This window comes from Candidatus Aalborgicola defluviihabitans (genome assembly GCF_016705985.1).
In the GTDB taxonomy this organism is placed as follows: Bacteria; Pseudomonadota; Gammaproteobacteria; order Burkholderiales; family Burkholderiaceae_C; genus Allorhodoferax; species Allorhodoferax defluviihabitans.
Genome location: NZ_JADJKN010000023.1, coordinates 1 through 17,653 on the forward strand (window position 1 = coordinate 1; position 17,653 = coordinate 17,653).

Annotated in this window: 17 protein-coding genes and 1 pseudogene; 3 read left to right on the forward strand and 15 right to left on the reverse strand. The window is 58.7% G+C overall.

Annotated features, from left to right (window positions below):
* A pseudogene (locus IPI80_RS15820) lies at positions 1–990 on the forward strand (ketose-bisphosphate aldolase); the annotation flags it as partial.
* A gap of 492 nt (positions 991–1,482) precedes the next feature.
* On the opposite strand, the gene IPI80_RS15825 reads toward IPI80_RS15820, so the two are convergent.
* The 11 genes from IPI80_RS15825 to IPI80_RS15875 all read right to left on the reverse strand — a co-directional run bounded on the left by IPI80_RS15825 (position 1,483) and on the right by IPI80_RS15875 (position 11,358).
* Complete coding sequence (locus IPI80_RS15825; RefSeq protein WP_413861769.1) at positions 1,483–1,782, reverse strand: hypothetical protein; 300 nt, start codon at positions 1,780–1,782, stop codon at positions 1,483–1,485.
* A 355-nt stretch (positions 1,783–2,137) separates the two neighbouring features.
* The gene (locus tag IPI80_RS15830; protein WP_413861772.1) at positions 2,138–2,602 is read right to left on the reverse strand and encodes a hypothetical protein; all 465 of its coding nucleotides are present in this window, start codon (positions 2,600–2,602) and stop codon (positions 2,138–2,140) included.
* Between the two features lie 51 nt (positions 2,603–2,653).
* Positions 2,654–2,998 (reverse strand): hypothetical protein, encoded by a 345-nt coding sequence (locus IPI80_RS15835; RefSeq protein WP_413861775.1) that lies wholly within the window; start codon positions 2,996–2,998, stop codon positions 2,654–2,656.
* A 185-nt stretch (positions 2,999–3,183) separates the two neighbouring features.
* Positions 3,184–3,336 (reverse strand): hypothetical protein, encoded by a 153-nt coding sequence (locus IPI80_RS15840; RefSeq protein WP_413861778.1) that lies wholly within the window; start codon positions 3,334–3,336, stop codon positions 3,184–3,186.
* A 270-nt stretch (positions 3,337–3,606) separates the two neighbouring features.
* Entirely contained in the window at positions 3,607–4,416 is an 810-nt protein-coding gene (locus IPI80_RS15845; RefSeq protein ID WP_413861781.1) for an OmpP1/FadL family transporter, read from the reverse strand.
* Between the two features lie 91 nt (positions 4,417–4,507).
* A complete protein-coding gene (locus tag IPI80_RS15850) occupies positions 4,508–5,329 on the reverse strand; it encodes a universal stress protein (protein ID WP_413861784.1) in 822 nt (273 codons plus the stop codon).
* A 2-nt stretch (positions 5,330–5,331) separates the two neighbouring features.
* Positions 5,332–5,733: a hypothetical protein gene (locus IPI80_RS15855; protein ID WP_413861787.1), complete on the reverse strand. Its 402-nt coding sequence runs from the start codon at positions 5,731–5,733 to the stop codon at positions 5,332–5,334.
* On the reverse strand, positions 5,730–6,512 hold the full coding sequence (locus tag IPI80_RS15860) for a sulfite exporter TauE/SafE family protein (RefSeq protein ID WP_413861790.1): 783 nt from the start codon (positions 6,510–6,512) through the stop codon (positions 5,730–5,732). Before IPI80_RS15860 ends, IPI80_RS15855 begins: the two co-directional genes overlap by 4 nt.
* A gap of 191 nt (positions 6,513–6,703) precedes the next feature.
* A complete protein-coding gene (locus tag IPI80_RS15865) occupies positions 6,704–7,645 on the reverse strand; it encodes a dimethyl sulfoxide reductase anchor subunit family protein (protein WP_413861793.1) in 942 nt (313 codons plus the stop codon).
* 34 nt (positions 7,646–7,679) lie between these two features.
* A complete protein-coding gene (soeB, locus tag IPI80_RS15870; protein ID WP_413861796.1) occupies positions 7,680–8,408 on the reverse strand; it encodes a sulfite dehydrogenase subunit SoeB in 729 nt (242 codons plus the stop codon).
* 28 nt (positions 8,409–8,436) lie between these two features.
* Positions 8,437–11,358: a molybdopterin oxidoreductase family protein gene (locus tag IPI80_RS15875; protein ID WP_413861800.1), complete on the reverse strand. Its 2,922-nt coding sequence runs from the start codon at positions 11,356–11,358 to the stop codon at positions 8,437–8,439.
* A 219-nt stretch (positions 11,359–11,577) separates the two neighbouring features.
* Here IPI80_RS15875 and IPI80_RS15880 point away from each other — a divergent pair, with 219 nt between their 5' ends.
* Positions 11,578–12,744 carry a GAF domain-containing sensor histidine kinase gene (locus tag IPI80_RS15880; protein ID WP_413861803.1) on the forward strand — a complete coding sequence of 389 codons (1,167 nt, stop codon included), beginning with the start codon at positions 11,578–11,580 and terminating at the stop codon, positions 12,742–12,744.
* Entirely contained in the window at positions 12,741–13,439 is a 699-nt protein-coding gene (locus IPI80_RS15885) for a response regulator (RefSeq protein WP_413861806.1), read from the forward strand. Before IPI80_RS15880 ends, IPI80_RS15885 begins: the two co-directional genes overlap by 4 nt.
* On the opposite strand, the gene cobA is transcribed toward IPI80_RS15885, so the two are convergent.
* Genes cobA through nrfD form a run of 4 tightly spaced genes read right to left on the reverse strand, consistent with a single transcriptional unit; the run spans position 13,429 to position 17,649 of the window.
* The gene (gene cobA / locus IPI80_RS15890; protein ID WP_413861809.1) at positions 13,429–14,256 is read right to left on the reverse strand and encodes a uroporphyrinogen-III C-methyltransferase; all 828 of its coding nucleotides are present in this window, start codon (positions 14,254–14,256) and stop codon (positions 13,429–13,431) included. The genes IPI80_RS15885 and cobA overlap by 11 nt on opposite strands.
* 11 nt (positions 14,257–14,267) lie before the next feature.
* Positions 14,268–14,645 (reverse strand): hypothetical protein, encoded by a 378-nt coding sequence (locus tag IPI80_RS15895; protein ID WP_413861812.1) that lies wholly within the window; start codon positions 14,643–14,645, stop codon positions 14,268–14,270.
* 19 nt (positions 14,646–14,664) lie between these two features.
* Complete coding sequence (locus IPI80_RS15900; RefSeq protein WP_413861815.1) at positions 14,665–16,413, reverse strand: cobyrinate a,c-diamide synthase; 1,749 nt, start codon at positions 16,411–16,413, stop codon at positions 14,665–14,667.
* 12 nt (positions 16,414–16,425) lie between these two features.
* Positions 16,426–17,649: an NrfD/PsrC family molybdoenzyme membrane anchor subunit gene (gene nrfD, locus IPI80_RS15905; protein ID WP_413861818.1), complete on the reverse strand. Its 1,224-nt coding sequence runs from the start codon at positions 17,647–17,649 to the stop codon at positions 16,426–16,428.
* Between the last annotated feature and the right edge of the window lie 4 nt (positions 17,650–17,653).

A 17,653-nucleotide genomic window follows, 5' to 3' on the forward strand; every position in this document is an offset into this window, starting at 1 on the left:
ACGGTGTGCCTGCTTTCAACGTCAACAACCTGGAGCAGATCATCGCCATCATGGAAGCGGCGCAGGAGACTGATAGCCCGGTCATCCTGCAGGCCTCGGTTGGTGCCCGCAAATACGCTGGGGAAGCCTACCTGCGCCACATGATGCTGGCGGCGGTGGAGTCGCACCCCGACATTCCGGTGGTGGTGCACCAGGACCACGGCACCTCGGCGGCGGTGTGCCAGCAATCCATTCGCTCCGGCTTTACCAGTGTGATGATGGACGGCTCACTGATGAGCGACGGCAAGACGCTGACCAGCTGCATGCTGGCGTCGATGTCATGCACGCTGGTGTGCCCGGATGCTGCCACCCGATTGGTGCTCTCACAGGTTGAAGGCGAAGCTGGGCTGTCTGAGCAGCCTGGAAGCCGACGCAGGCGAAGAAGATAACGCGTTGGTGCGGAAGAAACTGAGCCACGACCAGATGCTGACCGATCCGGTACAGGCCAAAGATTTTGTAGAAAAGACCGAGATGATGGCGCGCTTTGGCCGGTATGGGCACCAGCCATAAAAACGCTTACAAATTCCCGCGCAAACCCACCGGCGACATCACCGGCCATCAGAGCATGTTGGCCATCCATGCGACATCCACAACTTCCACCTGGTGATGCACAGGTCCAGCAACGTGCCGCAGGAGTGGCTGGCCATCATTCCCCAGTATGGTGGTGACATCAAGAACCTATGGCGTGCCGGTGGAGGAAATTCAGCGCGGTATCCAGAGCGGTGTGCGCAAGATCAATATCGACACCGACATTCGTCTGGCCATGACCGGCGCCATGCGCCAGGTGTTCGCCCAGCTGCCCAGCGAGTTCGACCCGCGCAAGGCGCTGGTGGCGAAGAACGCGGCACGCGGCGACCGTGAAAACGCGTTTTGAGGCCTTCAGTTTGTGCGGGGCAGGGCGGCAAGATCAAGCCGGTGCCGCTGGAGATGATGGCGCGGCGCTACGGCTGAATTCGCCGGACACTTCAAGCTGAGGGTCCGGCTGGCGACAGCAAGGCAGTACCCAGTCGGCGAAATTGTTCGGCTTTCTTCTCGTCGATAGAAACCGGGTTGGTTGTGGCAACTGTTTAGCGTCTGCATCGGGCCTCGTGCGTGTCCTCGGTGGTCGTGGGCCGCTGCACGACCGATACCGGCATGGGTGCCGAGCAGTTCCTTCGCCATTTTCAGCAATGCCATCCTGGGTGAATTGGCACTGGCAGAGGAGCCAGAGTTGGGCACGGTCGCACCAGCAACTCAAACAAATCGCTTTTACCTTGTACTCCAGATGCTCGTCGCACGCAGGGGCCGAAGGCTGCATTTTTTCAACAGATCTGCGCGCCGACTTTTGCCGTCACAGAATCAGCACTGGGCGCAGCTTCTGTGGAACAGTTCCTGTACGGTGCCCATCTGCTTTGGCCTGCGCAGGTCTTGGACCAGAATGGTGAAAATCGCTGGCGATATGGATCAGTTGGTCAATTCTTCGATGATGCGATAGATCAGGCGCACTGTTATGAGTACGTAGATCGCTCCAAAAAAGAAGATCAGCGCCACGATCAGGTTGATGATCTCAGGCGGTAGCAGGGTGAAAAATGGCGTGATGAAGTAGCCCACTGTGAACAACGTCACCAGCACGGTCAACAGCCGCCACTGTTTGCCCACCACGCCGCCGGGAATCTTGCTGCGAAAGCAGACACACGGTACAGGCACACAAAAGCAAGGCGGCAATCGCGACGTTGATGGCCACAAGCTGTAGTTGGCTTGCATGGTTTTAACTCGAGTTCGTTGCACGGATCGTCAGTCATGCGCACGATCCAACGCCTTGAGCACGTACACTCGTAAGTGGGTCCTTGAGTGCCGTTCTTCATCTTGCGTGGTACTTCTCCAAAATTTGAGCCAGATGAACCAATTGCCTTTCTTGAACCAGTTGACATTGCGCGGCGGTATTGCGGAAGAGCCACAAAGGCCGCACCGGTGTCGCCAAATCGGCAGGGCAAAGGGCGTTCCAGGTAGGCGGTGCTGGCGGTGCCATTGAGCTCGTCGGCAATGTTGTGCGCGATGGCCGAAATCAGGGTCTCGATCATGTGCCTGTCCAGGCGCCCGGTGGGAACCGGTGCTGGCCTCACCGGCGGAGATAGCCACGCGGACGCACGAGAAGATTTTCTTGTAGGCTTTGCTTCGCACGTTGTTCGTCCCGATCAGCACAAATCCGCGCAGGTTGGTTTGGGGCGGGCACGGCGGCCACAGCGTCCACGCCCTTGAAGGCGGGCAGCATCATGGCCATCTTGAATGGCACTTCGTGCTCCTTGAACACGGCGCCGCTGTCGTCGAGCTGGGTCACAAACATCTTGCCGGCTTCGACCTTGGTGGTCTTGGCGTTGGTGATCCACTTCATGTCGTGCGCGCGCAGTTCGGACTCCAGCATACCCTTGCTGTCCCCCACGCCGCCCAGGCCCAGGTGCCCGATGTAGGGTTCGCTGGTCACAAAGGTGATAGGCACTTTGTGGCGAATTTTCCGGCGCCGCAGGTCGGTGTCCAGGATGAATGCAAACTCGTAGGCCGGGCCGAAGCAGCTGGCGAACAGCATGGCGCCGATCACCACCGGTCCCCGGGCTTTAAAGGGCTCATGACGGTGCCATTACGTGTTCATTGGTCGACCTTGCAGACCAGATGCGTGCCAATCACCGTGGGGCCGGGCGGAATACTTCATCAAAACCAACTCGGGACCGGTGGTGATGACCGGGTAATCGTAGTCGGGGTTTGCGCGGCGTCCTTCCGGCGCCAGCCGGTTGGGCGGCAACGTCAGTCGCCGTCGGCAGGCAATGGGCAATGCCCTTTCTCTCAGCAAGGGCGCGATAGGCAGCGTAATGGACTTCCGGTCGCGCCAGCCCACCGCCAACCAGGGGTTGGATGGGGTGAACTGGAAATAGTCCACCGCGCTGACGACCGTGATGCGGTGTTCGGCGGCAAGCGTTGCCCGCATTTCAGGCCGCCTATGCCAGCGCCCATGATGACGATATGTGCCATATGCGATTTCCTTTTTTGGGTGAGTACGAAGGGCCTAGAAACGATGTGTGTACATCAGTTGCAGGTTGGTCTGGCCATGGGCGATGGTGACGCCTGTGCCACTGGTCACATCGGTACTCAGTGCAATCGTCGGGGCCGCATTCAATGCGTCTGTGGCGGGGCTGGCACGAAAACCAGCGTGGCATGGTTTTTAACGGTCGCCAGGAACAAAGGGATTGACGGGGCATCAGCAGGGATAGGGTTGTCCGCGAGTTTCAAACCGGCGCGCAAGGTGAGCTTTTCATTGGCTTCCATGCCGGGCCCAGACTTAACACGGTTTGATCCTTCAGTTTGTGGCAACACAAAACTGACGGAACCCTATACCGGCGCTATCAAAAGCGCATTTGAAACCCTTGCAACACCTCGGCCCGGGCGGTTGACTTATGTCGGCCACCGGCATCAGATGAGTTGCGCCTGCCGCTTCCGCACCACAACCAGTACGGCGGGCATCACGGAAGTTGATAACCGTGTTGCGAAAAGTGGCGTCCACAAGGTCGCGAGCGTAGCGCCCACCAGGGTTGGCCCTCATAACAGCAGAACTGGCGCTGGATTTTCATCGTCCAGCGCGGACTTGAGGCGATAAGACGCGCCCAGCGTAACGTCGTTGCTGACCTTTACGGTACCTCCGAATTTGGCACCCCAACCGGTGGCCTTGGCGGCACCGCTGAATTTGTCGGTGTCGGTGAAATTCAGGCGAGCCCAGGTGGCCGAGTTCAGCGCACCGGCCCCAATGGCCCCGCCCAACTGCCCTGTACCGCCCGTCACCATGCTGCCCAATTGCATGGGGGTTGCGGCCATCTGCATATCAAGTCCGGACCACATGTAATCCAGGGTTGCACCGATTGTTACGTTGGGGTTGACCTGGTAGGCCAATGGAATGATGACGTTGCCCACGCTTAATTCCGAACGCACGGGCTCACCAGAGCCCATCGCCATGAAGGTGTTGGCAGCGTATTCCGTGCCCATGCCGCCCTGCGCAAACATGCCGACACCGAAGGTCAAGGCCCCGGAGCGGGTGGTGTATCCCACCGCAGGCATGGTGTAAGCGGTGCCACCGGACGGCGCATCCGGCATGCCTGGCACGCTGCTGGTAACTTTGGGGCCTAGGAAGCCAAGGGCGATGTCCAGGCGCCCTTCCTCAGAACCCAATGCCAGGGTGGCTGGGTTTTGTGCCATGGCCGCCGTGCCGTGGTCAAAGGCCTGGGAGGCGCCCCCCATGCCGGTGGAAATGGGGCCATAGCCCTCCATCAACATACCGTTAGTGGCTTGCGCCGAACCGGCAGCCAGCAGGGCGCACAGTGGTGTCAGGGCAAAAAACTTCTTGGATAGGGTCATGGTTGTCTCCGGATATTCAATGGTGAACGAGGGCTGGGGATTCAAGGCGGGAAAGGGATTGCTCATACGGTGTGGCGGGGTTGGTGGGTGGTTAGAAATGCAGGACCAGCACGGGGTACTCGGACAGCCCCATGACCTTTTGTGCTACGCCGCCGACCAGTGCACGGCCGATGCGGTTGTCACCACGGCTGCCCATGACGATCAGGTCAGATTCGCTGGCCTCCCGCGCCGCCAAGATTTCCGTGAAGGGTTTGCCGATACGGACTTCGCCCTGTGCCGACACACTGCTGTCTTGCGCCTGCTCGACCAGTCTCGTAATACCCGATTGGGCCTGGCTGCGCAGGCCCTCGGTGGCGACCACGCTAACCACGTGCAGGGGTAATCCGCACTGAGCGGCCACACCCATTGCAACGGACGCGATTTGGTTCCCTTCTTCTGTTGAGTCAACGGCCACCAGCACGCGCCGGCTCCACATGCTGGACTCGGGCGGCACGATCAATACATGACAGGGTGCGTGTGCAACCACTTTACTGACCATTTCACCGACCAAAAGGTTGGCCAGCAATCCGCGCTTGCCCCGGCGCCGGATGATGATCATTTCGCAGTTTGTGGCCCGGGCTTCTTCGATGATTTCAAGGTAGGGCTCTTCACCGCGGCGCACACGCAGGTCGATCGTCACCTGTGCGGTGTTGGCTTGCGCGTGTAGCTTCGCAAGCTTGGCTGCCGCTTCCTGCTCCGCCCGGGCTGCAATTTGGGGTGCCAGTGCTTCATATTCCGGGTTGCTGACCAATGGCAGAACCACAGCCAAGGGCAGTTGGCAACGTTGTGCCAACGCAAGCGCCACATTCTCCGCGCCTGCGTCGAATTCACTGCATTCGGTGGCCAGTAGCATGCGTGTAAACAGTTGGGCCATGCTCAATGTCCCCCCGTAAAGATGCCGGCCGCCGCAAATACCAGCTCGGCGATCACCACCATGCAGATACCAGCATAGACATAGTCGCGCCGTGTCGAGATACAGAGGATCAGGCCCAGCAGAGGCAGAATGGAGCAGCCCGCAAGTAGCGAAATGCCGATCAGGCCAGACAAGTCTCCCTTGTGTGCCAATGTCAGCCATCCCCATCCCGTCGGAGTACCGGTGTATTGCAGGTAGGCGGCCACCGGGAGGTTCCAGACCGTAGGCAATTGTTCCAGCGGCACGTGCGGTGGCAGCACCCCAAACACATAGGCCGCAAAGCTTAGCAACAGGGCCACCTCGCCAGTGCGTGCACCCCATCCCAGCAGGCGGGCGTAGCGCAGCGCTTCAACCTGTTGTGTCATGCCCAGACCCCCAGACCCTTGAGCAGGGCGCGTATGCCGGCAAACAGCAGCAAGGTGATGACCATCTTGCGGATGACCGAGCCTTTGAGTACATGCAAAAGTCGGGCACCTAGGCGCGCTCCGAGCATCATTCCAACCACCGACGGAACGGCAATCATCGGCAGCACCGCACCACGGTCAAGATAGACCCATGCGGCAGAAGAGCTGGCCAGAGACAGCACCAGACTCGATGTGCCTGCTGCCACCTTCAGCGGTACAGCCATCAGTAGATTCAGCGCCGGTACGTTGGCCCAACCCGCGCCGATACCGAACAAGCCGCCCAGAAGACCGATAACAAAGAAGACGGCAAATCCATGCGGCGTGTGTCGAGCTTGCCAATGGATCTGATGGCCGGTGGCCCCGTCAATGAACATACCGTGCAGTCCCAGCGTATGGCTCCAACGGTCCGATTCCGCAACTGCGGGGAATTCAGAGCGCGTGACGCTCAGCATCAATGCCACAATGCTAAGGACCAGGAGGCCTAACGACGTTTCGATGATGGACGATGGAAGCGCCATCCCCAAATTAGCCCCAAGAATCGACCCAGCAGACGCAGTCAATGCCAGTGGCAGCGCCAGACGCAAACTGGTCAGCCCACCGCGCAAGAGCATGGGTCCGGCTGCCAGTGCGCTGGCTAGCGCCACCAACAAACCCGCGCCTCGCACAAAATCCAGATGAAATGGAAAGAAGCCGCCAATGATGGGCACATACAGCGTGCCCCCGCCAATGCCTGCAGGCACCGCCACAATACCAATGAAGAAAGCAGGTGATAAACAGGGCCATGGGCCAGAACCACCAGGGCATCGTGCTGATGGGAACGACGCTGTCGGCGGCAAGTGCCGGTGCGACAAGCGCCAGCAGCCCGATGACGAACACGCCAGCGCGCTTTAGCGCTGGCGTGTTGGCAATGTGGCTTGAAAGACGCATGCGGCTAGGAGATGTTCTGGTAGTACAGGTTTTGCGGGTGATTGGCCTGCACAAAAAAGAACCACCGCTCTGCCAGCAAGCCGCAATACTGGATGGCGAAGGCAATGAAGAGTATTTGCCAGGAGTCCGCCATCACGCCCAGCGCCATGCACAACAGCGGCAATGGAAATGCCAGCAGTAGAAACCCCCGTTTGACGGTCAATAACAGTTCTGGGCTGTGGCCATGGAAGAACTCACGCGTATTGAACGAACCGCCCATGAAACCCTGTGCCGTTTGAACGATGCGGGGGTGCTTGATGCCAATGGCGCTTTGCAACGTAGACTTTGGTTTGAGACGTGCATTCCGAAAAAGCGAGGCACTGCGTGTTGCCCACGCCAGCAAGGTGAAGACGGTTGTTGCCAGTGCGTAGGGTTGCACCAGTGCGAACAGCCCGTCTAACGCAGCCAATAACGTAGCCAACATCAGCCCTGAAGCGCAACCCAGCAGCAAGTAGTTCACCAAGGTGAGCGGGCTGGCCCACTCCTGCAAAAAGCGCACCGATGCATAAATCATGGCTGTGCAGATAAAAAGTGCGATGCAAGCCAGTGTGGTGGCTGCACCAACCAGTTGCGTATTGCCCCGCCCCAGGGCGTGTGAACCTGCATAAGCAAACACGCCCAGCATGAACAAAGGCAAGGCGATGACCTCACGCGACAGCCACGATGTGCGCCACATGGCCGCTGATCGCCAGGCGCGTTCCGGGCGACCCAGGTGGAGAAAAGACGCGCCGAGCCCCAGCACCAACAACACCAGTGCCACAGCGCTGCCGCTGGCTAAAAAACGCTGGCTATCTGCGTGATTCAGGTTGCCCAGGCCTATCAGTTCGGTACCATACAACGTAAGAAAGAGCCCTTGTGCGGCACCAAGGAGGGTGGTCAGGAAGATCACTGAAAATGCGGGTCGCATGGTGTGTGTTGCAAGGGTTGTGCGAAAGCGGTGGCTAGGTGGCGAAGTCTTCGCGGCCCGGATCGCGGTGGGCATGCTCGGGCAGCTGGCCGTCGATCTTCAAGGGGTTGTCCACGCGCTCCAGGTCTTCCGCATGGATGCGGATCTCGGTCTTGCGCCGTGGCAGGTAGTGGTTGGCAGGGTTTGTTCCCCATTCGGGCATGAGCTGATAACCGCCGCGCTCGGCAATCGCCCGGGAGACCCCTGATTCCGGATCATGGATGTCGCCAAACAGGCGGGCGTTGGACGGGCATGCCATCACGCAAACGGGTTTGCGTTCTGCTGCGGGCAGGGCCTTGTCGGTGACACGGTCAACACACAGGGTGCACTTGGTCATGACCTTGCGTTGTTCGTCAAACTCGCGCGCGCCGTAAGGACAAGCCCAGCTGCAGTATTTGCAGCCAATGCACTTGTCGTAGTCCACCAGCACAATGCCGTCTTCAGCGCGCTTGTAACTTGCGCCCGTGGGGCACACCGGTACACAGGGCGGGTCTTCGCAGTGCAGGCACGACTTTGGAAAATGCACCGTTTGTGTGTTGGGAAACTCGCCCACTTCAAAGGTCTGCACCCGGTTGAAAAACGTACCGTTGGGCTCGGCGCCGTAGGGGTTGATGTCCACCAGAGTACCCGCTGTACCGGACGTGTTCCACTGCTTGCAACTGGTGACGCAAGCGTGGCAGCCGACGCAGACATTCAGGTCTATGACCAACGCGAGCTGTGTCATAGCGAGCGCTCCCGCTTTTCGAGTTGTGTCATTTGTTCGCTCCCCGGCCCGCAAAGTAGGCCCTCCATTTGGGCAGCATCTGTTGTACCCCGGGTGCGACCGGGACGGCTTTGAACTGCGGCGAAGTCTGCTTCGGTTCGTCGTCCTGCGCCTTGTAGATGCGCACCCGCACGTCGTACCACGCGGCCTGGCCCGTAATCGGGTCCGAATTGGAAATGGCCGCACCGGCGCTGGACGGCGGCAGCACCTCCGAGATCAGGTGATTGAGCAGAAAGCCGCGTTGTGATTCATTGGCGTCGGGTGTCAGATTCCAGGCGCCGGCGGATTTGCCAATGGCGTTCCAGGTCCACACCGTGCCGGGCTCCACGGCTTCGGAGTAGCGGCACATGCAGCGCACCTTGCCCCACTGCGACTCGACCCACATCCAGCCACCGTCGGCAATGCCTTCGGCTGCGGCGGTCTTGGTGTTGACGAACAGGTAGTTGTGTGTGTGGATCTGGCGCAGCCAGGCGTTTTGCGAGTCCCAGGAGTGGTACATCGCCATGGGGCGCTGGGTGATCGCGTTCAGCGGGTATTTGGCCGTGTCGGTCGCCTGCTCTTCCAGTGGCACATAGTAAAAGGGCAACGGATCGAAATAGGTCTCCACCCGTTTGCGCAGGTGCTCTGGTGGCTGCTTGCCCGGTCGCTTGCCCTGCGCGGCCCGTCGAAAGCCCTGCAAGAACTCGGAGTAGATGTGGATGACGATGGGGTCTTTGTCCCGCCGTATGCCCATGTTTTGCGCCCACTGCATATAACCCTGGTTCCAGTTGCGCATGTACTGGTATTCCAGCGGCATCTCGTAGTGGAATACGCAGTTGTTCTTTTCGTACATCTCCCACTGTTTGGGGTTGGGTTCACCACGCAAGGATTTCTCGCCGCCCTTGCCGCGCCAGCCCGCCAGAAAACCAATACCTGATCCTGGTGCCGTTTCGTAGTTGACGATAAAGTCGGTGTAACCCTTGAACTTGCGCGAGCCATCCGCCTGGGTGAAAGCGGGTAACTTGAGCCGCCCCGCCAGCTCTACCAGCACTTCCTGAAACGGCTTGCACTCACCCTTGGGGGCTACGACAGGAATGCGTACTGCATCCATCGGGCCATCGAATTCGGAAATGGGCCGGTCCAGCATCGACATGCAGTCGTGCCGCTCTAAGTAGGTGGTGTCGGGCAGGATCAAGTCAGCAAACGCCGTCATTTCTGACTGGAAAGCGTCGCACACCACCAGGAACGGAATTTTGTACTCCCCGCTCTTCTCGCCTTCCGTGTGCTTGTCGTTGAGCATATTGCGCACTTCCGACGTGTTCATGGTGGAGTTCCACGCCATATTCGCCATGAAGATCAGCAAGGTGTCAATGCGGTAGGGGTCACCCTTCCAGGCGTTGGTGATGACGTTGTGCATCAAGCCGTGAGCCGATAAGGGGTGTTCCCACGAGAACCCCTTGTCGATGCGCACCGGTTCGCCCTGGTCGTCCACGAACAGATCATCAGGACTTTCTGGCCAGCCCAGTGGCGCGCCATCCAGCGGGGTGTCAGGCTTGACCGCCTGCGGCCCTTTGGGCGGACGGGCATTGGGCGGCACGGCGCGCGGGTAGGGAGCCTTGTGCCGGAAACCACCGGGGCGGTCTATGGTGCCCAACATGGACATCAAAATCGACAGCGAGCGAATGGTCTGAAAACCATTGGAGTGCGCGGCCAAGCCGCGCATGGCGTGAAAAGCCACAGGGTTGCCTGTGACCGAGTCGTGGCGTTTGCCCCAACTGTCGGTCCAAGCGATGGGCAGTTCAATCTTCTGGTCCCGCGCAGTAATACCCATCTCGTGCGCCAGACGGCGAATGGTGGCGGCTGGAATGCCGGTAATGCCTTCTGCCCATTCCGGTGTGTAGGACTTGACGCGGTCCTGCAGCAATTGAAAGGCGGGCGCAGTCGGTGTCCCGCGTGGCGATGTGAAGTGCCCTAAAAGCGCCGGGTCTGCCCCCTCGGTATGGTCTGAAACTGCCCGGTCCGTCAAGCGGTCCCACCAATAAAAATTGGCGGGACGCAACGGATTGGCAATTTCTGCGTCGGCATCGCGCAGGAACATTCCAAAATCATCGCTGGCGGTATCCTGGTTGACCAGTTGACAGGCATTGGTGTAACGGGCTAAAAATTCGCGGTCGTATAAACCCAACTGAATCAGCTCGTGAATCAGGGCCAGCAGCAGGGCTCCGTCGGTGCTGGGTATGATGGGAACCCATTCATCGGCAATGGCGGAATAGCCGGTGCGCACTGGGTTAATGGACACAAAGCGGCCGCCATTGCGCTTGAACTTGGCCAACGCCGTCTTCATCGGGTTGGAGTGGTGATCTTCTGCTGTACCGATCATCACAAACAATTTGGCGCGCTCCAGATCGGGGCCGCCGAACTCCCAGAACGAACCACCTATTGTGTAGATCATGCCGGCCGCCATGTTGACCGAGCAGAAACCGCCGTGGGCGGCATAGTTTGGCGTGCCAAATTGCCGGGCAAACAGCCCGGTCAGCGCCTGCATCTGGTCGCGCCCGGTAAACAGTGCAAATTGTTTGGGGTCGGTCGAGCGGATCTTTTTCAGGCGGTCACCCAGCAGAGTGAAGGCCGCTTCCCATTCGATCTCCTCAAAATGGCCTTCTCCGCGTTCACTACCCGGTTTGCGCAGCAGGGGCTTGGTGAGCCGGGCGGGCGAATACTGCTTCATGATGCCCGAGGCGCCTTTCGCGCAGATCACGCCCTTGTTGAGCGGATGGTCCGGGTTGCCCTCGATGTAGCGGACCTCGCCGTTGCGCAAATGCACGCGGATACCGCATCGACAGGCGCACATGTAACAGGTCGTGGTGCGCATCTCATTGACTGCGTTCGACAACGCGGGGCGCGTTGGATCGTGAATCGGTAGAACAGACATGCGTAGATGCTTTTTCGTGCGGACAGGACGGGTGCAGAGTGCCCCTATTAGAGTCAGGGGCAAGCAAAGCCGTCTATAGCCGCCACGGGTAACTCCATGTAACCCAAATGGGTAGTGTCTGAAGGTCTGTCTGTTCACAGTAATGTATTAGCATGATGGTCCACCAAAACCACGATGACGATATCCCCACCCCAACTACGCTCCGAAGTTCTGACGGACATGAGTAATGCCGTTGGGGGACTGGCGGCAGAGCTGGCGTTGAATTCCGATCTGGCCCCGTTACTCGAACGCTTCCTGATTGCCATCCAGGCCCTTGCCGGTGCACAGGCGGGGGCGGTACGGGTGTTGACCGATGATGGAAAGTCGATGCGCCTCGTGGCACAACAGGGCTTGCCAGTCGATGTGCAAATTGCGGAACGGTTGGTGGCTAGCGACTGCGGCGCGTGCGGTGTAGCGTCGGCGGGTGATGTGTTGAGATGGGTAGACGATGTCAAAACCTGTGCCAAACACACCGAACATGGCTACTTCGGTCTTCAATGTCATCGCGTGCTGGCAATTTCGTTGCCGCATGACGGTCAGGCCTTGGGAATCTACAACCTTTTTTTTGATTCCGACCCCCGTATCAATCCGCAAATGGAAACCATGTTGCGCCTGATTGGTCAGCTGCTGGGACTGGCGCTGCACAACGCCAAGATTGAACGCGAACGATTGCGTGTCACGGTACTAAAAGAGCGCCAGGAGATGGTCAATGAAGTGCACGACACCATTGCACAGACTCTGGCTTACGTCAGAATGCGGCTACCTTTATTGAATGAATCCATGTTGGCGCACGACGATCAGCGTTCACTCAAATACTTTTCGGATGTCAAAAAGGGTGTGGGCGAGGTGCATGACAAATTGCGCGAAGTCATGACATATTTTCGTACCCGCATGGACCCTCTGGGTTTGCTGCACGCACTGCAAGGTGTAGCCGATGCGTATTTCGATCGGGTGGGTATCTCGCTGGAAATCCGAAATTCGGCACACGGCCTGAATCTGACCGACGAACAAGAGGTGCAGGTGTTTTATGTTATTCAAGAGGCATTGGCCAACATTGCCAAGCACTCCATGGCACGTCGGGCGATTGTGTTCATTGACCGGGACCATCAGCAGCTTGAATTCAGGATTGAAGACGACGGGCTGGGTATGGACGAGCCATCCGTATCGATGCTGGTGACGTTGGCCAAAGGCCTGGCACCCACCAACCATTTTGGACTGGACATCATGCAAAGCCGTGCCAAACGCCTGGGTGGCAGTCTTATCGTAGGCCCTAATGACGGGGGTGGCACGCGGGTGCGACTGCTATTGCCCGTGGAACAGGTTCAGCCAGGAGTAGTCGGCCCATGAGCCCCAAAACCCGAATCATGCTGGTGGACGACCATGCGCTTTGCCGCAGCGGCTTGACGGAGCTGCTGGAGCACCGGGGCAACATGCAAGTGGTGGTCGCCACGGGCGACCCCGCGCAGGTTGTGCCCTTGTTGCGGGAGCACCAGCCCGATCTCATGGTGCTGGATTTGCGCCTGGCCAAGGTCGATGGTCTGAGCGTACTGCGCATGATCCGCAATGAAGGGTGTGAGACTCCAGTCGTGATACTGACCATGAGCGACAGCGAGGATGACATGGCCGCCGCTCTGCGCGCAGGAGTACGCGGCTATTTGCTCAAGGACATGGAACCTGAGGAAGTGATTGATGCCATTGGGCGCGCGGCCCGCGGCGAGATGGTGGTCGCCTCAGCCATGACGCTCAAGCTGGCACTGATACTTCAGTCAGGACCTAAAGTGTCAATCATGGGCGATCTTGTGGCCACGCTGACCGAACGTGAGCGCGAGGTGCTGAACCATGTGGCACGGGGCTGCAGTAACAAGGTGATTGCCAAGGCGCTGGACATCAGCCACAACACCGTCAAACTGCATGTGCGCCACATCATGGACAAGCTCAATTTGCACTCACGGGTGGAGGCTGCCGTGTTTGCTTTCGAGTATGGCAACTCACCAGAAGGAGTGCAGGCAGCTATTGAGATAAGCCAAAAGGTCAACCACTAAGGACTTCTGCCCGGCAGCGTCCTCTGTCCAGGGTTGCGTCGTGCACCAACTCGGGGTTGGCTATCGGGTTGAACCACGCCAGTGAATGGTGCAGTTTTACAACCTCTCCAATAAGGGTCAGGCAGGGCGATCTCAGCTTTGCCTGCGCAACGCGTTCTGGCATGTTGGCGAGCGTGCCGGTCACCACTCTCTGGGTGGCAATGCTCCCGTCTTGCACTACAGCGATGGGCAGATCTGGAGGGGCACCGTGCAATATCATCTGACGGCAAATTTCTGGCAACCCTCCAAGGCCCATATAAATCACCACAGTTTGGTGGGGTCGGACCAAGCTGGGCCAGTCCAGATCGGCGGAGCCATCCTTGAGATGACCGGTTACAAAGATGCAGCTTTGGGCATAGTCGCGGTGGGTCAATGGAATGCCCGCATAGCTGGACACGCCGGAAGCTGCCGTGATGCCCGGAACCACCTCAAACGCGACACCATGGGCTGCCAGAGTCTGCAACTCCTCGCCACCGCGCCCAAAAATGAAGGGATCTCCGCCCTTGAGCCGCACGACTTGTTTGCCCTCCTGGGCGAGTTGGCCCAGCAGGGTGTTGATCTGCTCCTGGCGCATAGTGTGCTCGTTGCGGCGCTTGCCCGCAAAAATACGTTGTGCCGTGGGCGATACAAAGTCCAGCACCGCGCTGGAAACCAAGTGGTCATAGACCACCACGTCCGCTTTTTCCAGCAGACGCACAGCGCGCAGCGTCAACAGTTCGGGGTCGCCAGGGCCAGCGCCCACCAGATAGACGCATCCGTCAACGGGAATGGGGTTCATGACATCGGCTTTCAATGGGTTTGACCTTTGGAGGCGCAGCCAGCACTTTCACAGCTGGTGCTGCTGCAGTCGCCCAAGGCCGCTGATTCGCTGGCGCACGCGCTTGCATCGCCTTCACTAAAAATGAAATGGAACGCACCGGGCGTCAGTTCGACGAAATCCAGAACGGTATCAAAAAGCAACTGCTGCGACTCACCGCCGATGACAACGGCAACGCCACGCAGATCAAGCCGCATATCCTCGTCTTTTGGCTCGTCAAAACCCATGCCGTATTGCAGGGATCCGTCGGTATCGACTTTTGCGGCAATGCGCAAGGCCAAGTCGGCGGCGTCGCTGGCGCTGGCTGCTTGTTGAATCTGCTGTGCAGCGGCTTGAGTCAATGAGAACATGCAAATCTCCTGTGGTGAGTCAATGCTCACCTTTGGTCTTTAAAAGCCCGGCCAGACGGTTGCCCTGCTTTTGCGGGCCGCCGACGGGAAACAAAGTGTGCAAGTGGTGATTGTTGCCGTACTCCGGGCCCCATACCTTGGCGAAATGCCAGATCATGGCGCGCACTTGCGCCTGCACCCGGTGCTCTTCGAAATACGCCCGCAAGAAGGTGATGACTTGCCAGTGCGCTTCGGTCAGCTCAAGATTCTCAGCTTCGGCTTGCGCGCGGGCGAAATCCTCAGTCCAATCGTCTAGATTCTTCAAATAGCCTTCAACGTCGGTGGCCACAGGGTGACCATTGACCTGCACCGTGCGCGTAGCGGCAACGAAAGCGGCGGATTGTTCCTGCGTGACTTTTCTGGCGCGAACAAAGGCAGTAAACCCGTCTACCCAGTCGGACCCTGCCGCGTTGCGCAAGTGGGAATAAGAGGCGACGACGTTGCGGTGCACGATGCCATCACGCTGACCATCCACGCCGTGTCCCCGCAGCACACGGTAGGCGAACTTCAGATCAGGCGCCACGTTTTCCAGGCTGGAGTAGTGGAATTCATGGCCACGCACCGTGGCTGGTTTGGTGCCTGCTGTGGCTGACCAGGGTGCATTGCCCGTAGTTTGAAGCTCCACATAGCCACGCCCGACGGGCCGCTCATGCATCAGCACATCGACGGGGATTGCGCCCACCATGTCGTAGATCTGGTCCTTCCAGTGCAGCGTGCGTGCCAGATACATGAGGCCGCCACATTCGGCATAGACGGGCAGTCCCGCTTCAATGGCCGTGCGAATGCTGGTGCGCATGGCGACATTCGCCTGCAACTGCGGCATAAACATTTCCGGGAAACCGCCGCCTATGAACAAGCCATCCATTGGCGGTAGCTGCGTATCGTGCAGCGTATCCACCGGAACAATCACCGCGCCAGCCTGTTCCAACGCCAACAAGTCATCCGGGTAGTAGAAGCCAAAAGCCTTGTCGCGTGCGACGCCAATGCGGATGGGCAAGCCTGCCAATGGCAATACCTGTTGTGGGATGTGGGTTGGCGCAAGTGGGGCCGCGCTCTGTGCCAGCTGCCGAACGCGCGACAAATCGACCTGCTCGGCAATTAGCTCACCCATAGCGCGAACGCGCTGGGGAGCATCATCGAGTTCATGGTTGGGCATCAGCCCCAGGTGACGCTCAACCAGGGCCAAGCGCGGGTCATGGGCTACTGCGCCCAGAACCGACACATCGGTGTAATGTTCGATCACCGCACGCAGTTTGGATTCATGGCGTGCACCGCCCAACTGGTTCAGGATGACTCCTGCAATGCGAATGTTGCGGTCAAAGGCTTGATAGCCCAGGATCAGGGGTGCAATGCCCCGGGTCATACCGCGTGCATCCAGCACCAGCACCACCGGCAGGTCCAACAGTTGCGCCAAGGCGGCATTGCTGTTGCTGCCGTCCAGCGCCAGTCCATCGTACAAGCCCTTGTTGCCTTCCACGATGGAGAGGTCAGCCGGTCCGGCGTAGCGCGTAAAGCAGGTGGTGATCTGCTCCGGTGTCATCAAGTACGGATCAAGGTTGAAGCAGTTGCGCCCGCTGGCCTGACCCAGCCACATGGGATCGATGTAGTCTGGCCCCTTTTTGAAGGGCTGCACCACCAAGCCCTGGGCAGATAGCGCCGCGCACAGGCCCACGGCAATCGTGGTCTTGCCAGACGACTTGTGTGCTGCCGAAATCAAAAAACGCGACATGGTGGAGTTTCCTCAGGCGTGATCCGTGGCAAGGAATGCGGCATGCTGTTGCATGGCTTCATCGTCCAGGCGTTCGGGCAAAAAACCCAATACCTTAAGAGCCACCATCACGATGATTCCGACGATAGCGATGCCACCAAAGCCCAGCAACCACTCGGGCAGGGCGGGCGAGTAGCTACTGATCACACCGTCAGAAAAGCTGCTGCTCACCTGTCGACCTGGAAAGAGCACCAGCGGAAAGGCCTGTCCTGCGATTATCGTGACATACATCTGGGCAAATCCGCCACCCACCACGAGCAGGGCACTGGCCACGATTCGATGACGCATCTGACCAATGCGTGGATGCAGTAATAACACCATGGGCAGAACACTGCCCAGCAAGACCTGCCCCAACCAGAACAACCAGGTGTGCACGCCGCCTTCAAGCAGGAGAAAACGCTCGAAGTCATAGTGTTTGGTGAAGTAGAGATTGGTCAGGTGATAGACCAGGACAAAATATAACGCCGCCGCAATGAAGATAATCTGCAACCGTGCAAACCGCGCCATCAGCGCGTCACCCAACGGGCGACCGCTCCCCTGATATGTCAGCATCAGCACCAGAATAAATGCGGCCAGACCATAGCTCAACGAAAGGGCAATGAACAGGGGTGCCAGCAAAGCCGAGTCATACGCCTGGCGGGCAACCAGAAAGCCAAAAATGGAGCCGGTGCCGGTAGTCAAAGCCATGCGCCATAAAAAGGCGAACAACCCGACCAGCGGTGTGTAACGATTCATGCGGTGTTCCATCATGGTCCACAGGTAGGCAATGACAAAGCCCATGAAGCCCGAATAGAGAAAGATATTCAAGGCAAAGATGGATTTGAAGTTGAAGTGCGTCATGGCCACAATCAACCGGTCAGGGCGCCCCAAGTCAAGCATCAGTACCGTCAAACCACCCAGCAGCAATGCAATCGCCAACAGGCTGGACAGAGGTGCCAGCGGTTTGAATTCGGTCTTGCCAAAGACCGAGGCCATGGAGGCCACATTCAGTGCGCCCGATGCGGCCACCACCAGAAAGACCGCGAACACGTGTGGCAAACCCCAGACAATCTGGTTGTTCATACCGGTCACGCTGTGCCCGTTGTGCTCCATGAACCACGCGGCGGCCAGACCCACGAGTGCAACCAGTGCCATGCCACCCATCAGGAGGTAGTAGCCAGCGCTTGTGCCCAGTAGCGGACGCAATTCTATTTTCATTGAT

Coding starts and splice junctions, on each gene's coding strand:
- cobA (WP_413861809.1), bottom strand. CDS start 14,256: ATGAACCCCATTCCCGTTGACGGATGCGTCTATCTGGTGGGCGCTGGC.
- IPI80_RS15845 (WP_413861781.1), bottom strand. CDS start 4,416: ATGACCCTATCCAAGAAGTTTTTTGCCCTGACACCACTGTGCGCCCTG.
- IPI80_RS15875 (WP_413861800.1), bottom strand. CDS start 11,358: ATGTCTGTTCTACCGATTCACGATCCAACGCGCCCCGCGTTGTCGAAC.
- IPI80_RS15840 (WP_413861778.1), bottom strand. CDS start 3,336: ATGGAAGCCAATGAAAAGCTCACCTTGCGCGCCGGTTTGAAACTCGCG.
- IPI80_RS15830 (WP_413861772.1), bottom strand. CDS start 2,602: ATGCTGTTCGCCAGCTGCTTCGGCCCGGCCTACGAGTTTGCATTCATC.
- nrfD (WP_413861818.1), bottom strand. CDS start 17,649: ATGAAAATAGAATTGCGTCCGCTACTGGGCACAAGCGCTGGCTACTAC.
- IPI80_RS15855 (WP_413861787.1), bottom strand. CDS start 5,733: ATGACACAACAGGTTGAAGCGCTGCGCTACGCCCGCCTGCTGGGATGG.
- IPI80_RS15825 (WP_413861769.1), bottom strand. CDS start 1,782: ATGCAAGCCAACTACAGCTTGTGGCCATCAACGTCGCGATTGCCGCCT.
- IPI80_RS15865 (WP_413861793.1), bottom strand. CDS start 7,645: ATGCGACCCGCATTTTCAGTGATCTTCCTGACCACCCTCCTTGGTGCC.
- IPI80_RS15900 (WP_413861815.1), bottom strand. CDS start 16,413: ATGTCGCGTTTTTTGATTTCGGCAGCACACAAGTCGTCTGGCAAGACC.
- IPI80_RS15895 (WP_413861812.1), bottom strand. CDS start 14,645: ATGTTCTCATTGACTCAAGCCGCTGCACAGCAGATTCAACAAGCAGCC.
- IPI80_RS15880 (WP_413861803.1), top strand. CDS start 11,578: ATGAGTAATGCCGTTGGGGGACTGGCGGCAGAGCTGGCGTTGAATTCC.
- IPI80_RS15835 (WP_413861775.1), bottom strand. CDS start 2,998: ATGCGGGCAACGCTTGCCGCCGAACACCGCATCACGGTCGTCAGCGCG.
- IPI80_RS15850 (WP_413861784.1), bottom strand. CDS start 5,329: ATGGCCCAACTGTTTACACGCATGCTACTGGCCACCGAATGCAGTGAA.
- IPI80_RS15885 (WP_413861806.1), top strand. CDS start 12,741: ATGAGCCCCAAAACCCGAATCATGCTGGTGGACGACCATGCGCTTTGC.
- soeB (WP_413861796.1), bottom strand. CDS start 8,408: ATGACACAGCTCGCGTTGGTCATAGACCTGAATGTCTGCGTCGGCTGC.